General features: G+C 66.1%; 18 protein-coding genes. All 18 read right to left on the bottom strand.

What is annotated here, in order from left to right:
- Window positions 1–553: lytic transglycosylase domain-containing protein (locus tag AQY21_RS05500; protein WP_065169894.1), on the bottom strand; the 553-nt coding region annotated here is incomplete at its 3' end.
- A gap of 2 nt (window positions 554–555) precedes the next feature.
- Window positions 556–891 carry a DUF736 domain-containing protein gene (locus tag AQY21_RS05495; RefSeq protein WP_058096765.1) on the bottom strand — a complete coding sequence of 112 codons (336 nt, stop codon included), beginning with the start codon at window positions 889–891 and terminating at the stop codon, window positions 556–558.
- Window positions 892–958: 67 nt separating this feature from the next.
- Complete coding sequence (locus AQY21_RS05490; protein WP_058096764.1) at window positions 959–1,504, bottom strand: S26 family signal peptidase; 546 nt, start codon at window positions 1,502–1,504, stop codon at window positions 959–961.
- Window positions 1,501–1,986: a DUF2840 domain-containing protein gene (locus tag AQY21_RS05485; RefSeq protein ID WP_058096763.1), complete on the bottom strand. Its 486-nt coding sequence runs from the start codon at window positions 1,984–1,986 to the stop codon at window positions 1,501–1,503. The genes AQY21_RS05490 and AQY21_RS05485 overlap by 4 nt, the downstream gene beginning before the upstream one ends.
- Window positions 1,983–2,237 (bottom strand): hypothetical protein, encoded by a 255-nt coding sequence (locus AQY21_RS05480; protein ID WP_058096762.1) that lies wholly within the window; start codon window positions 2,235–2,237, stop codon window positions 1,983–1,985. The genes AQY21_RS05485 and AQY21_RS05480 overlap by 4 nt, the downstream gene beginning before the upstream one ends.
- Complete coding sequence (locus tag AQY21_RS05475) at window positions 2,234–2,977, bottom strand: site-specific DNA-methyltransferase (protein ID WP_058096761.1); 744 nt, start codon at window positions 2,975–2,977, stop codon at window positions 2,234–2,236. The genes AQY21_RS05480 and AQY21_RS05475 overlap by 4 nt, the downstream gene beginning before the upstream one ends.
- The gene (parA, locus tag AQY21_RS05470; protein WP_058096760.1) at window positions 2,974–3,627 is read right to left on the bottom strand and encodes a ParA family partition ATPase; all 654 of its coding nucleotides are present in this window, start codon (window positions 3,625–3,627) and stop codon (window positions 2,974–2,976) included. Before parA ends, AQY21_RS05475 begins: the two co-directional genes overlap by 4 nt.
- Window positions 3,624–4,799 carry a replication initiator protein A gene (locus AQY21_RS05465; RefSeq protein ID WP_058096759.1) on the bottom strand — a complete coding sequence of 392 codons (1,176 nt, stop codon included), beginning with the start codon at window positions 4,797–4,799 and terminating at the stop codon, window positions 3,624–3,626. The genes parA and AQY21_RS05465 overlap by 4 nt, the downstream gene beginning before the upstream one ends.
- Before the next feature lie 18 nt (window positions 4,800–4,817).
- On the bottom strand, window positions 4,818–5,099 hold the full coding sequence (locus AQY21_RS05460) for an AlpA family transcriptional regulator (protein WP_058096758.1): 282 nt from the start codon (window positions 5,097–5,099) through the stop codon (window positions 4,818–4,820).
- Window positions 5,100–5,238: 139 nt separating this feature from the next.
- Window positions 5,239–5,748: a DUF2285 domain-containing protein gene (locus AQY21_RS05455; protein ID WP_197057540.1), complete on the bottom strand. Its 510-nt coding sequence runs from the start codon at window positions 5,746–5,748 to the stop codon at window positions 5,239–5,241.
- Window positions 5,702–6,010 carry a transcriptional regulator domain-containing protein gene (locus AQY21_RS29655; RefSeq protein WP_073469400.1) on the bottom strand — a complete coding sequence of 103 codons (309 nt, stop codon included), beginning with the start codon at window positions 6,008–6,010 and terminating at the stop codon, window positions 5,702–5,704. Before AQY21_RS29655 ends, AQY21_RS05455 begins: the two co-directional genes overlap by 47 nt.
- A gap of 112 nt (window positions 6,011–6,122) precedes the next feature.
- Window positions 6,123–6,401 (bottom strand): DNA -binding domain-containing protein, encoded by a 279-nt coding sequence (locus tag AQY21_RS27590; RefSeq protein WP_082657990.1) that lies wholly within the window; start codon window positions 6,399–6,401, stop codon window positions 6,123–6,125.
- A 93-nt stretch (window positions 6,402–6,494) separates the two neighbouring features.
- Window positions 6,495–6,746: a helix-turn-helix transcriptional regulator gene (locus AQY21_RS05445; protein ID WP_012092622.1), complete on the bottom strand. Its 252-nt coding sequence runs from the start codon at window positions 6,744–6,746 to the stop codon at window positions 6,495–6,497.
- 232 nt (window positions 6,747–6,978) lie between these two features.
- Window positions 6,979–7,380, bottom strand: coding sequence for a single-stranded DNA-binding protein (locus AQY21_RS05440; RefSeq protein WP_012092621.1), 402 nt, complete (start codon window positions 7,378–7,380; stop codon window positions 6,979–6,981).
- A 707-nt stretch (window positions 7,381–8,087) separates the two neighbouring features.
- Window positions 8,088–8,504: a hypothetical protein gene (locus AQY21_RS05435; protein ID WP_012092620.1), complete on the bottom strand. Its 417-nt coding sequence runs from the start codon at window positions 8,502–8,504 to the stop codon at window positions 8,088–8,090.
- Between the two features lie 160 nt (window positions 8,505–8,664).
- Window positions 8,665–9,600 (bottom strand): DUF2493 domain-containing protein, encoded by a 936-nt coding sequence (locus AQY21_RS05430; RefSeq protein ID WP_012092619.1) that lies wholly within the window; start codon window positions 9,598–9,600, stop codon window positions 8,665–8,667.
- A gap of 338 nt (window positions 9,601–9,938) precedes the next feature.
- The gene (locus AQY21_RS05425; protein ID WP_058096756.1) at window positions 9,939–10,982 is read right to left on the bottom strand and encodes a toprim domain-containing protein; all 1,044 of its coding nucleotides are present in this window, start codon (window positions 10,980–10,982) and stop codon (window positions 9,939–9,941) included.
- On the bottom strand, window positions 10,982–13,140 hold a 2,159-nt coding region (locus tag AQY21_RS05420), incomplete at its 5' end, for a strawberry notch C-terminal domain-containing protein (RefSeq protein WP_203416396.1). The genes AQY21_RS05425 and AQY21_RS05420, both read right to left, overlap by 1 nt.

Raw genomic sequence — 13,140 nt, 5'->3', positions numbered from 1 at the left:
CGGAAGGCCGCTCGCCGAGCAGGATCGGCGTCAAAGCAGCGACATAGGCGCGCGTCTCGGCAGGCAGCGGACGAGCCGTCGCGCGGTATTCATCGTAGCGACCGGGACCGGCATTGTAGGCCGCGAGCATCGCGGCGACATTGCCGTAGCGATCCCACATCTCGCGTAGGTAGGCGGTGCCCGCGAGGATGTTGTCGCGCGGCTCGAAGGGGTCGCGGCCGAGAGCATGGCGGATGCGCAGCTCCGCCCAAGTCGAGGGCATGACCTGCATCAGCCCCATCGCCCCGGCGGTGGATATGGCGCGCATATCGCCCGCGCTTTCGACCTGCATCACGGCGATGATCCATGACGGCGGGATGCCGAAACGCTGCGAAGCCTCCTCGATATGCGCGCCGTGCGGATGCGCAGCGACCGTGCGATCCGGCACGGTGGTTTGCGCCAGACCGGACAGCGGGGCGATGGTGGAGACGAACAGGCCGGAAAAAAGAAGGAGGATGATGCGGCGGCGGACACCGCATCTCCCCGAAGCGGGACGAGTGCAGGACGTGACCATGATCACCCCTGTTCGTCGCGCTTCTTCGGACGGGTCCAGTGCAGACCCCACTCGCGGCCATCTTCGTCCGACTGGAACAGCCGGGCGCGGATCGGCTGCTGAAAGACGGGATCGTCGAGAAGGACGGAGACGAACGGTCCTGCGCGCTCGCCAGAATGTTTCCAGCCTGCGCCGACTTCCGGCCCGTCTTCATCCCCAAGCCGAATTCGATAGGCGGGCGCGTTCTCTGACTCGACATCATCGATCGGAACAAAGGTCAGCTCAAGGTCGAGCGAGAGGGTGCGAAGCTGCCCGAAATAGCCGGACGGGGTGCGGGTAAACTGGCCGATCTGTGCCATGGAAGGCTCCTTTCCTATGCGGTAGAGAAGACGCGGGCCGCTCGCACGCCCCGCACTGGACGCGCCGTCACCGCATCGGCGCGCGCCAGACAAAGCGGCCATCGCCGTCTTCGTCGGTGAAAAGCGGGATCGCGTGGCCGATCACCGCGGAGGCGGGGAGCGGGCCGAAATAGCGGCCGTCGAGGCTGTCGCCGACGTCCGGGTTCATCAGGAAAACCTCGCCCTCGGCGATGACGCGGCAGCCCAGCCAGACCGGCAGGTCTCGGCCGAGGCTGTCGTGGTCGCGCGCCTCGCCGAGCGGAACGCCGTTGACGGAGATGGCGCGGCCAGCGCGACATACGCGCTGTCCGGGCAAGCCGAGGACATGCTTCAGAAGCGGCACGTCGCGGGCGACATAGCCGCGCTTGACCATGAACGAAGCGATGGGTTCGGGTGGGATGACGGCGACCAGATCGGGCACCTCGATCCGCTGAGTGGGCGTGACGGTGTAGAAGCCGATGGGCACGCTGGCCGATGCGTTCCAGACCAGCCTTGGCGCGGTCGGAACGAATCCGGTAATGGCGATCCCGAGCGTGGCAGCCGTTGTCGCCATGACATAGCGAAAGCGCGTCATGGGGCGATCTCCCGGCGCCGGAGCCATGCCTGATGGCGCTCGGCGGTGTAGGGTCGCGGCGCTTCGCCCGCGTTCATCCAATGGGCAACGTGCCGCCAGTGATCGGGATCGACCTGGGCGGGATCGACGCCAATGGCCTCGATCCCGTCGACATGGCGGAGGACGGCCTCGACCTTCGGCCAGCCTTCGATCTTCAGCAGGATTTCGCCGCCCGGACGGGCGAAGGGCAGCGTCTGATAGGACTCGCCCGGCGCAACCGCGCGCAGGATGTCGAGGCGCGAAATGATCGTGCCGTGGTCGTTCGCCGCCCAGCGGACGAACGCGAACACCGCGCCAGGACCGAAAGAGACGATACGGCGGTTGCGGTCGAGGAGCTGCGTTCCCGCCTCATGGCCGAACCTGATCCAGTATTCGGTCCTGCCTTCCACCCAGGTCAGTTCCACGCGGGTCAGATCGTCGTCATGGGCGTCGATGCCGTTCATGGGCGGTCTCCCGATATGTCGGGAAACTCGCGCGCCAGCAGGTCGCGCAGCATGTCGGCGACGGTGATGCCGCGTCTGATCGCGGCGATCTTGATCCGCCCGCGAAGCTCGGGCGTGATGTCAATCGTCAGCCGGGCGGAATGGGCGGTTACGGCGCCATCTCGCGCTGGTCGCGCATCGCCGGCCCTGATCCAGCCTTCGGGATCGGCCGGGCGGGCGGCGAAGCCGCGCTTGTCGGTGCGCGCCGTCATGACGGGCCTCCGTCATGAAACGGCAGCACGGTGGCGATGCGCGCCCGCGCGCGCTCGGCCATGTCGGGGTCGATCTCGCAGCCGATATAGCGCCGGCCGGAAAGCCGGCAGGCTTCCCCGGCCGCGCCGGAACCGGCGAACCAGTCGCCGACCAGGCCACCTTCCGGGCAGCTCGTGCGGATCAGAATTTCCAGGAGCGCCGCAGGTTTCTCGGTCGGATGGATGGCGCGGCCATGACAGTTGCGCAGGTAGATGACCGAGCGCATGAGGCGCGGCCCGCCGTCATGGCTGACGTAATGGCCGGCGTCGATCTTGCCGGTATGGGGTGGGCGCCGCTTGCGCCGGACGGTGCGGGCTGTTGCGTCGGGCGTGGTCTGGACGTCGTTGTAGATGTCGCGCCATGTCGTCTCGGCGGGATAGAACTGCACCGCCAGTTCATGCACGCGCTTGAAGCGGTCGGCATGAAAGCCGGTGCCGTTCTGCTTCTCCCAAACCACCTCCTGCGCGATCCGCAGGCCCGCATCAGTGAAGCGGTCCGCTGTCGCCATGAAGCTGCGCAGCGAACCGAAGACCCAGAGCGAGCCGGTCGGCGTAAGCGCGGCGCGCGCCAGCCCGACCCAGCCCTCGACACGCCGATCCCAGGCGAGCGAGGTGCCGCCATAGGGCGGATCAGCGAGGATCATGTCGTAGGGTGCGTGCCAGGGCATCTGTTCGCGGCAATCGCCGGTGAGAATCGTCATGCCGACGCCCTCCCGATGCCCAGCCGTTCGACCTCGGTAGCCAGTGCTGCGATCTCGCGCGCCGCAGGTGATCGGGCGTCGATCTCACTGGCGAGCCGCCCGGTCTGCGCGGCGTCGGCGAAGACGACGCGCTGGCCGATGGCGCTGGCGAGTAGCGGGGGGTCGTGGTCCGCCAGCGTCTCGGCCGTTTCGCGGGCAATGACGGTGCGCGAGCCGCAGCGGTTGAGCACGAAGCGCGCGACGAGCTGCGGGCGATAGATGCTCGCTTCCGTCAGGAGGGCGAGCATCTCGGCCGAGGCCCAGCCGTCGAACGGCGATGGCTGCACCGGGATCAGCACGAGATCGGCGGCGAGCAGCGCCGAGCGCATGAGGCCGGCGACGCGCGGCGGCCCGTCTATGACGATATGATCGACATCGCGGGCAAGCTCTGGCGCCTCACGGTGCAGCGTATCGCGCGCCAGGCCGAGTGTGCCGAAGGCACGGGGCAGGCCCTCACGCGCGCGTTGTTGCGACCAGTCGAGGGCGGAACCTTGCGGATCGGCGTCGATCAGGGTGACGCGCTTGCCACCCTGCGCCAATTCTCCGGCAAGATGCAGCGCCAGCGTCGTCTTCCCGACGCCGCCCTTCTGGTTGAGGAGCGCGATGATCATTCGCACCCCCCCGGCAGATCGAGAGGCAGGCGGGGTGTATCGGCAGATTCAGGAGCCTCGGTTGCGCCTCGATCAGATGCCGGTCGAGGCGGTGTCAGGGCACATGAGGCCCTCTCCTTCGCGGCTCTACCGAGGTTTCTGGCGGTGTCGCGGATGAGGTTTTCCACATCGCGCGCGCGCTCTTCAAAGTTAGACTCTTTGTTAGACTCTAAGTTAAGGGCGCGATTTCCTGAATGGGTTCCGGGTGTTAAGCCCGGTTTCGGTTCCTGATAGCACGAGCCTCCGGTTCCCGATAGCACGATAGTCCGGGTTCCTGATAGCACGAGGCCATCCACAGGTTTTCCACAGGGCGCGACCGGCTCGAAGGCCAGCAGCATCCGCCCGCCAACCTCAGCTTCGAGAAACAGCGAATAGCCCGGCAGAGGCTGGCGCCGGATGATGTCGCGCAGCTCGAAGGCGAAGCGCTTGAACGGCGACAGGCTGCCGGATTTCTGGTGAAGGTGACGGAAATCGAACCGCCAGCCATCGCGCTGGCGGCCGCCGTGCTTGCGCACCAGGCGGTAGAGCCAGCGGTCGAGGCCGCCGGTGAGATCGAAATAGGTCCGGTCGATGGTCAGCACGAGCGCATCGTCGAGGACGGCTTGGTAGAACCAGTCCGGCACGATCATCTCGATGCCGTCGGGTCGCCCGTTGCGGTCGGTGCGCTCCTGCCATTCGTTGATCCACGAGAAACGATGACGGCGGCCTTCGGTCGGCTGGCGGATCGAGGTGGAAATCGTGGTCGATTGCAGCCGGTCGAGCGCCGCCTTCAGCCGCTGGTAGTCGCGAAGCGACGTGCCGCGCCCGACATAGGTGAGAATCTCATAGGGCGTGGCGGCCATCAGCCGGGAGGTGCGAAGCCCGGCATCGCGGGCTTCGACGATCTGGCTCGCGGCCCAGATCAGGATGTCGGCGTCCCAGATCGTGGCCATGCCATGATCGGGAACCGCCTCGACCCGGATGGTCACGCTGCCGGCAGCGAAGTCGATGGGCGCGATGCGCTTCGACTTGGCGAGGGAGAAGAAGGGATAGGCCATGAGATCCTGCGCGTCTCGTGGCGCGAAGTCGCCGGGGAGCGCCCGGAACAGGTCGAGCTGCCCGCGCTCAGAAAGGGATCGGCGTCGCACCGTCATGAAGGGAACCGGCTGCGATCAGCGGGCGTAACGACCGGCCTGCGGGCCGGACGGAAGCGACCGACGCTTGGCGGGCAGCACTGAGCCACGCGGATCGGAGGTGGAGGTCACCGCGCCGCGCTCGGTCCAGGCCTCGAGATCGTCGATGGCATAGACCACACGGCCGCCGAGCTTGCGATAGGCAGGCCCGGTTCCGTAGGTGCGGTGCTTTTCGAGGGTCCGGGCCGAGAGGCTGAGAAAGGTCGCGGCCTCCTTGGTCCGTAGAAAACGCGGCGGCAGGACGACGGGTTCATGTGGCATGATCGGGCCTCCGTGGGGTTGCAAGCGGCCGCTGCGGATCAGCGGCGGGCAATGACCACGGTGGCGCAGGAAGAGCGGCGAGTTGCAGGGCGAAGTTGGGGGGTATCGAAATCGCCCACCATCAGGGCAAAGGATCGCGTTATCGTGGGCGGCGATGACGAAGGAGTTTCCGATAACCGCCGGCGACCATGGAACGGGCGTCGCGCAGGAGTGCCTTGATGGCATGACGGGCCGAGGATGCCTGCCATTCGTCCCGCTCAAGCCGGCCGGTGTTCAGAAGAACCCGCGCGATCTCCTGCTGCGTGACGCCGGCCCGATGGCCATCGAAGGCCCGCAGCATCCGTCGGAGGCGTGCGCGTTGCTGGCGTGTCAGGCGCGTATCCGGCGGGATCGCGCGACCATGCAGGGCCGAAAGGAAGCGTTGAATGGCCTCGATCCGGTCGAAACCGGCGAGGCTGAGAGGGACGATGGCGACCGCGATCGCGTCCCCCTTGATGGCACCGTCGAAAATCTGGAGCTTCTGCCCGTTGCCGAGCGGAAAGTGAAACTCCGCACCTGCATTCTCGACCGCGTAGTCGATGCGCCAGTTCTGCGGAGTGACGTCAGCGCTGTCGCCAAGTTCCGAAGGGACCCCGGTCAGCACCACCACACTTGTGTCCTCCGCCGGGAGCCAAAAGACCGGCGCATCGGGTGGCGGGACCAACGGATCGACAGGGAAATCGCAACCCCCATCGCTGCCGGATCCGTTCGGTCAGCGGTTGGGGGTCTCCATGGTCGGCAATTGAGGCTTCAAAATCTGCGTCATAATCGTCATTGCGGCGCAGCCATTCCCAGGCCAGATCGGATGCCGTCAGTTCATCCAGATGGTCGTATTGCGCCGACGAACGCCAAGTCGATGCGTCAGGGGTCATCGCGGCCTCCCGGGTCTACTCAAACGAATTGAGAAGGGTCAGGATTCCCGCACGCGTTGAATTGAGGAAGTCAGGCGATGGTCAACAGGTGATGCGCGGCACGCATCACGCGTCAGGAATTGCGCTGGCTTTCGCGGACCAGCTCGCGGTAGCCGTGTTCGGTCATCCAGTGCGCGCGGGCGAGGTGAGCGTCATGGATGGACCGGCAATGCTCGGGGTCATGTTCGGGATCGAGGCCAAAGAGAACCTGCACAGCTTCGCGCCAATCGGCGCCATCACGCTCGGCATCGAGCAGGCGCATGTAGAGTTTCATATGCTCGCGATCATAAGACGTCAGCGTCTGGCTGGACGGTGGTGTGTCGAGATATGTCTGTGTCGCGCGGCCCATCATTCGCTCACGTTCGGGTAACGTATTTGTTAACCATCTTCGGCGGAAGATAGCCATTCCTTTTGACGAGAACCTGACATCACGCTGGCCGCTGTTTCACCGTTTGTCGGTGTTGACCGTATCGTGTTGCAGCAACACGCCCTCGCCCTTATCCGTCGACAAGAAAACGATCCCGGCCGCTTCGAGAGCGCGGCGCACCTGGTCGCGGGTGGACTCGAACACCTCGAGCCCGCTTTGGGATTCGAGGCGTTTGAGTGCGGTCAATGCGACCTGGGCCTTGTCGGCGAGCGTCTCCTGTGTCCATCCCAGTAACGCGCGCGCAGCCCGAGATTGGCGAGCGGTGATCATACATGATCACCTCCCACCGGGATACGCACGCACTCCAGAACTACGACTATAATAGTCGTTCTCGCTGTGAGCACCAGCCGAAATTCAGGTGCAATTATCAAGGATAGAGAGACGACGCTCCCGTCCATGCCCGTCTGATTCGGTCGCCGGACCTTGCCAGAAGCGGCGGGCGCGATCCGGTGAAGCAGGAGGGAAACCCGGCGGCTTGCGCCGCCGGGCCTCGGGTTCCCGATCAGAACGGAATGTCATCGTCGTCGATGAACTTGCCGTCGTCGTTCTGGGTCTGCTTCGCCCGGCTCAGGAAATCGACCGTCTCGGCGATGATCTCGCAGCCGTAGCGGTCAACCCCTGCGGCGTCGGTCCATTTCGTGTAGTGGATGCGGCCGCGAACCAGAACCTTCATGCCCTTGTCGCAATGCTGCTGGACCGTCTTGCCGAGGCCGTTGAAGCAGGTGATGCGGTGCCATTCCGTGTCCTGGACCCGATAGCCGTTCTCGTCGCGGAGGACGCGGCCTTCCGAGTAGCGGGGGCGCGAGGTGGCCAGGGTGAAGTGGGTGATGCCGGTGCCGCCCTGGGTGGTGCGGGTTTCGGGGGCCTGACCGATGTTGCCGGCGAGGATGACGATGTTCTGCATGGGTTATCTCCGTTGCTCCTCGGAGGGACCGTCCCTCCGACGAGACCCGGCCAAGGCCGTCGGAAGACTCCTGCAACTGCCGCCCTTGCTGCAGCTTGCCCCCAAGGCCCCAGGTGGGGCGGGCAGCCGCGTTTGCGCGGCAACACGGCTGGGAGCCGCGGGGGTTGCTGGTGGAAGCCGAACGGACTTAGGGGATCAGTCAGGCGGAGGGATGGTGCTTTCGAAAGCAGATCGGGGACGCACAGCAGAACCATCGTCCTTGCTGGCGACAGCGACCAGGCAGGCCCCCATGCGAACCGAGACCACCGGCATGGCACTCCTTCAACCGTCTTTGCCGGTCACCGTCGTGTCCGCCGCCGGAAGGCCATGTCATCCGCGATGTGATCGGACAGGCTATCGGGTTCTCAGGTCCGGTATGGCGCCGCATCACCTGCTTCATCGGCCAAAGGCTCGGTCCCTCAGCATCGTGAAGGGACAAGGAAGGTGTTCGCGAAGGCCCCACGAAACGACGTGGACCGATGCAGCGGGGCATCGACCGCACGGGACCACGGTTCGCACCGCAGACCATTTCAAGCGCCGCGAGAAGCAGACCGGGTGCGATGGTGACATGCTGCGACGAACTGCTTTTCCGTCTTGGGCGAAACGACCGGGGCTCGGCGGCGCAAGCTGCCGGCCTTCCTCAGAAGTGGCTGATCGCGTCTGCCGTTTCAGCGCGAGAACACCGACTCGCCGAGGGCGTTCAGATTGACGATGGCCGAGATGCCGAGGACGAGACCGCCCATGCCGCCGAACAGGTTGAGAACCAGCCCCGAGTCGATGGCGTTCTTGGTGATGCCATAGACAAGGGCATAGCCGGCGATGACGGCGGGCACGGCGAAGAGAGCGAGCGCAATGAGCCGCAGGGCCGGGTTCTTCGCGAAGCCAAGAGTCACGATCACAAGCGCGATCGAGAGCACGGCGGCGCCGATGGCCATGAGGCCGGACATCACGACCCCGGCGCCCGCGCCCCAGGCATATTGCGCGGCCGTGATGGCTGCCATGACGGGCAAGGCATAGATCGCGAGATTCCAGGCGATCACGCAGGCCGCGATGGTGAGCGAGATGGCGAGCAGGATCAGCGTCATGGAAACCTCCAGAGAACGGTTGGGGATCACGACAGGCTGCCGGGAGATGCGCTCCGCCTGCGACTATGCTGCTTCGCCGGTTCTGCAAGGATGTTCCATCAAAGGCGCGGCCTTGCATCTTGTCAAGTATCGGCGGCCGAAAGCCGCCAGGCGGCGGCGCTTACGCGCCGCCGTCGAACTTCATGACCGGGATGCCGAGCTTGCGGGCCTTGTCGGCGAGATTCTCCTGAATCCCGGTGCCGGGGAAGACGAGGACGCCGACCGGCAGCACGTCCAGCATGGCATCGTTTCGCTTGAACGGCGCCGCCTTGGCGTGCTTGGTCCAGTCGGGCCGGAAGGCGACCTGGGGCACCTTGCGGTGATCTGCCCAACGGGAAGCGATCAGTTCGGCTCCCTTCGGCGACCCGCCGTGCAGCAGCACCATCTCGGGGTGCTTGGCATGGACCTGATCGAGCTTCGCCCAGATCAGGCGGTGATCGTTGAAGTCCGCGCCGCCAGTCACGGCAACCTTCGGGCCGGCGGGCAGCATCACCTCGGTCTCGGCCCGGCGCTTCGCGGCAAGGAAGTCGCGGCTGTCGATCATCGCGGCGGTCAGGTTGCGATGGTTGACCATCGAGCCGCTGCGCGGCCGCCAGGCACTGCCGGTGTGGTGCTCGAAAGCCTCGGCCGCGAGGTCGCGGAAGAGTTCCATGCTGGCGCGCCGTTCGATCAGGGTCTGCCCCTCGGCCGTGAGGCGTTCGAGTTCGACCGACTTGACCTCGCTGCCGTCCTGTTCCCGCTGAAGCCGGCGCTGCGCCTGCTCGTTGTCGTCGAGATCGCGCTCCACCCGGCCGGTGGCGCGGTGGAAGAGATTGACGGTCCCCCAGAGCAGCTCTTCGAGGTCGGGCTCTAAGCGGGTGTCGCCGAGCGTCGCGACGAGGGCGTCGAAGATGTCGGTGACGGCGGCGGCGACGGTGTTGCCCTCGGGCAGCGGCCTCGGATCGGGTTCGTCCTGGAACGGGCGCCAGCCGTAGAGCTGGAGTTCGGTGAGGGTGTGATCGGTCTGGGAGGAGGTGTGGACCGGCTCGTCGCCTGCGGAATAGGTTTCGTTCGTCATCGGGAGCGTCCTTCGTCTGGAGACCGCGCCCATCGCGGCCTTCGCAGGCGTCGAAGCGCACGGGCGGGACGGGTTGGCAGCCCTCGCCCGCTCCGCGAGGGCCTTGATGGCCGGGGGTGGGCTATTTTGACTTTCGCGATGCAAAGGCGGGGTTCGTCCCCGCCGGCGGAAAATAGTCCAAACCCGGCCATTGCCTGCCCGGCCCGTTTGTGCGCCGATCGCCCTCTCCGAAGGCCGTGGGTACGGGACTCTCGGGCGATGGATGCTCCTGGCGATGACCTGAGACCGAAACCGGCAGAGGATGACGCTGGGCCGCGCCTCCGGGACCGATCACGACCTCACCTCTCCATGAACCGGCGGACGTCTTCAGGATGAAGCTGATCCTTCAGACGCGCCCGGAGGGCATCGGCGCCGTGGCGTCGCAGATCATCGTTGAAATCGCCGTTGAGCGGCGTGAGCGACATCGCCTCGATCCCGAGGCTCTCTGCTCTGGCGGCCAGGCCGTCTCTTGCACCGTCCCCGGCCGGGTCGCGATCCCTGACGACATAGAGCCGGCGCAGCGACGGCGGGAACAGGATGGCAGCGAGGTGAGCGGCCGAAAGCGCCGCCAGCATCGGCATGCGGGGCAGAACCTGACGGGGCGACAGCACGGTCTCGATGCCCTCGCCGGCGGCGAGAACCTCAGCGGCGGTTCCGAAGCGGACAGCGTGGCCGAGAAGGACGCCCATCGCCCGCCGCGGTGTTTCGACAGCCGCCTTGCCGGAACCGTCCGGGGCGAGCCAGGTGCGATGCGCGCCGGTCTGCTGGCCCGCAAGATCGGTGACGGCGGCAACGAGTGCCGGCCGGATCTCGGTGGGTGAAGACTCGTCGGGTCTATAGTAGCACCTCGGATGGTAGCGCAGCGCGGTGGTGTCCGAGAGGGAGGTGATCGCCCGCCCGTTGAGGTAGATCGCCGCAAGGGTGCCGTGGATCGGCTGCGCCATGGCGAAGAGGCGGCGCGACGCTTCAGGCGAACCGGGCACGCTGCTGGATGTGCTGCCGGTCGGCGTCCTCGTCTTCTCCGGTTCAGGATGCGGGAGGGCAAGGAAACGGCGCGCTTCCTCGGCCACGTCCTTGAAGTCGACAAGGCCAAGCGCCTCGCGGATGACGTCGAGCAGATCGCCATGCTCCCCGGTGGCCATGTCGGTCCATTTCCCCGCCGCGCCCTTGCCGGAACCCGGGCCGGTCAGGCGCACGAACATCGAGCGGCCAGGAGTGTTCTGCACATCGCCGACCAGCCAATATCGCCCGGCGCGGTGGCCGGACGAGAGATAGTGGCGGCAGACCGCCTCGGCCTCTCGGCCGAGACGGGTCGCCAGTTCGGAGGCGTCGTGACGCGGCATCAGGCTGCCTCCCGTTCACCGATGCGCTCGACCGGCCAGCGGTCGAAGAGCTTGGCCAGCACGGCGGGTCCGCTGGCATCGACTGGCACGAACATGCGCAGCTTCCAGGAGATGATCTCGTGGAAGAGGCCATATGCCGTGAGACGCTGGCGCATGGTGTCGGTGAAGCCGGAAAGCTCGATGCGGTTCACCCCCATGACGCGGACCCGGCGAAGCTGGAGGCCCTCGGAGAGATCGAGGATCGTCCGGCCTTCCATCAGCGCCGCGAAAGCATCCTTCGGCGTGACCTTCGCGATGCCGGTCGTGGTCGCGTTCGCGGCCCAGGCCGGGGAGACCTTGCGGCCGATGATGCGCTCGCCCGCGTCAGACTGGAGGCGATAGACGCGGGTGGACTCGTTCGGCAGCCGTTTCCAGATCGGCAGCAGCAAGCCCGTCACCATATGCAGGGTGCTGTCTGCGAACTCCGGCACCTCCGCAAGTTCCGCATTCCAGGCCGCAGCGAATGCGTCCCGGTCGGCCTCGACCCAATGGGTCTCGCCCATCATCCTGATGGGGATATTGTGTGCTTCCATCGGCCGGATCAGCCTGACGCGGCGCTCGATCTCGCCATCGTCCAGCATGACGCTGGTGGTGGGGATTTGCACCGCCGCGCGGCCTGAGCGCCCGTTGATCAGGAGCTTCGCGCGCGGATCGTCGAGTTCCGCTAGGGCGGCATCGAGCATGACGGGCCGGTTGCGCTTGCGTTCGGTGATCGTCAGCAGGCTGGTCTCGGCCCCGGTGCGGGGATGGGTGTAGATCACCTGACGGTCGGTGACGGTGAAGCTCTCGGCGCGCAGCGTCTCCAGCCCAGCGTCATAGATGCCGGACGCGATGGCGCCCTCGATCCGCGCGGTCAGAAGCTGCTCGAAAGCGCTGAAGAGAACGCCCTGAAGCTCGACGGTCAGCGCCAGCAGCCGGTTCAAGAAAGTCGTGATGGCGGGCAGCTCGTCCTTGATGCCGTTCGCGTCCATCAGTTTCAACCCGGTGGCGGATTCGAAGCGTTCGAGCGAACATCCCTCGACCTTGCCGCGCACCAGCAGGAGATAGAGCTGGCGCAGCGCGTCGCGGGCGTAGGGACTTTCCAGATTGTCCTCGGGCCGGAACAGGCCCTGGCCGCCGGTCTGGCGCTGGCCGCGCGTGATCGCGCCCAAAGTGTCGAGGCGGCGGGCAATCGTGCTGAGGAAGCGCTTCTCGGCTTTCACATTGGTCGAGATCGGCCGGAACAGCGGCGGCTGCGCCTGATTGGTGCGATGCGTCCGGCCAAGGCCCTGGATGGCGGCGTCCGCCTTCCAGCCGGCTTCGAGCAGGTAATGGACGCGCAGCCGGGTGTTCTTCGCTGACAGTTCGGCGTGATAGCTGCGCCCGGTGCCGCCGGCATCGGAGAACACCAGCACCCGCTTCTGATCGTCCATGAAGGCTTGCGTCTCGGCCAGGTTGGCCGAACCGGCGCGACTTTCCACGACGAGCCGGTCGATGGTAACGCCGCCGCCGCGCTTGCGGACAATGCGGCGCGAGCGGCCCGTCACCTCGGCCACCGTGTCGGTGCCGAAATGCTGGATGATCTGATCCAGCGCGCCGGGAACCGGCGGCAGGCTGGCGAGGCTGGCGATCATCTCGTCCCGCCGGGCCACGGCCTCGCGGCTCTCGACCGGCTGACCGTCGCGATAGACCGGCCGTGACGACAGGTTGCCCTCCGAATCCGTGAACGGCTCGTAGAGCTGGACCGGGAAGGAATGGGCGAGATAGTCCAGGACATATTCGCGCGGCGACAGGTCCATTTTCAGATCGCCCCATTCCTCGGTGGGGATCTCTGCCAGCCGCCGTTCCATCAGCGCCTCGCCGGTCGAGACGATCTGGATGACGGAAGAATGTCCCGCTTCCAGATCGGCCGTGATGGACCGGATCAGCGTCGGGGTTTTCATCGACGTCAACAGGTGCCCGAAGAACCTCTGCTTGGCGCTCTCAAAGGCCGAGCGGGCGGCGGACTTGGCCTGCCGGTTCAGCGTGCCGGACCCGCCCTCGCCGCCGGTGATGTTGGCGGCCTGCATCGCCGCATCGAGATTGTTATGGATGATGGCGAAGGCATCGGCATAGCTGTCGTAGATGCGGACCTGTTCAG

The organism is Paracoccus sp. MKU1 (assembly GCF_001447385.1).
Lineage (GTDB): Bacteria > Pseudomonadota > Alphaproteobacteria > Rhodobacterales > Rhodobacteraceae > Paracoccus.
Note: the sequence above shows the minus strand (reverse complement) of the source record. Positions and strands in the feature narration are given on the sequence as shown.

Bases quoted from the DNA above. Each gene is read 5' to 3' on its own strand.
- AQY21_RS05495 (WP_058096765.1), bottom strand. From the start codon at position 891: ATGGCACAGATCGGCCAGTTTACCCGCACCCCGTCCGGCTATTTCGGG.
- AQY21_RS05490 (WP_058096764.1), bottom strand. From the start codon at position 1,504: ATGACGCGCTTTCGCTATGTCATGGCGACAACGGCTGCCACGCTCGGG.
- AQY21_RS05485 (WP_058096763.1), bottom strand. From the start codon at position 1,986: ATGAACGGCATCGACGCCCATGACGACGATCTGACCCGCGTGGAACTG.
- AQY21_RS05480 (WP_058096762.1), bottom strand. From the start codon at position 2,237: ATGACGGCGCGCACCGACAAGCGCGGCTTCGCCGCCCGCCCGGCCGAT.
- AQY21_RS05475 (WP_058096761.1), bottom strand. From the start codon at position 2,977: ATGACGATTCTCACCGGCGATTGCCGCGAACAGATGCCCTGGCACGCA.
- parA (WP_058096760.1), bottom strand. From the start codon at position 3,627: ATGATCATCGCGCTCCTCAACCAGAAGGGCGGCGTCGGGAAGACGACG.
- AQY21_RS05465 (WP_058096759.1), bottom strand. From the start codon at position 4,799: ATGACGGTGCGACGCCGATCCCTTTCTGAGCGCGGGCAGCTCGACCTG.
- AQY21_RS05460 (WP_058096758.1), bottom strand. From the start codon at position 5,099: ATGCCACATGAACCCGTCGTCCTGCCGCCGCGTTTTCTACGGACCAAG.
- AQY21_RS29655 (WP_073469400.1), bottom strand. From the start codon at position 6,010: ATGACCCCTGACGCATCGACTTGGCGTTCGTCGGCGCAATACGACCAT.
- AQY21_RS27590 (WP_082657990.1), bottom strand. From the start codon at position 6,401: ATGATGGGCCGCGCGACACAGACATATCTCGACACACCACCGTCCAGC.
- AQY21_RS05445 (WP_012092622.1), bottom strand. From the start codon at position 6,746: ATGATCACCGCTCGCCAATCTCGGGCTGCGCGCGCGTTACTGGGATGG.
- AQY21_RS05440 (WP_012092621.1), bottom strand. From the start codon at position 7,380: ATGCAGAACATCGTCATCCTCGCCGGCAACATCGGTCAGGCCCCCGAA.
- AQY21_RS05435 (WP_012092620.1), bottom strand. From the start codon at position 8,504: ATGACGCTGATCCTGCTCGCCATCTCGCTCACCATCGCGGCCTGCGTG.
- AQY21_RS05430 (WP_012092619.1), bottom strand. From the start codon at position 9,600: ATGACGAACGAAACCTATTCCGCAGGCGACGAGCCGGTCCACACCTCC.
- AQY21_RS05425 (WP_058096756.1), bottom strand. From the start codon at position 10,982: ATGCCGCGTCACGACGCCTCCGAACTGGCGACCCGTCTCGGCCGAGAG.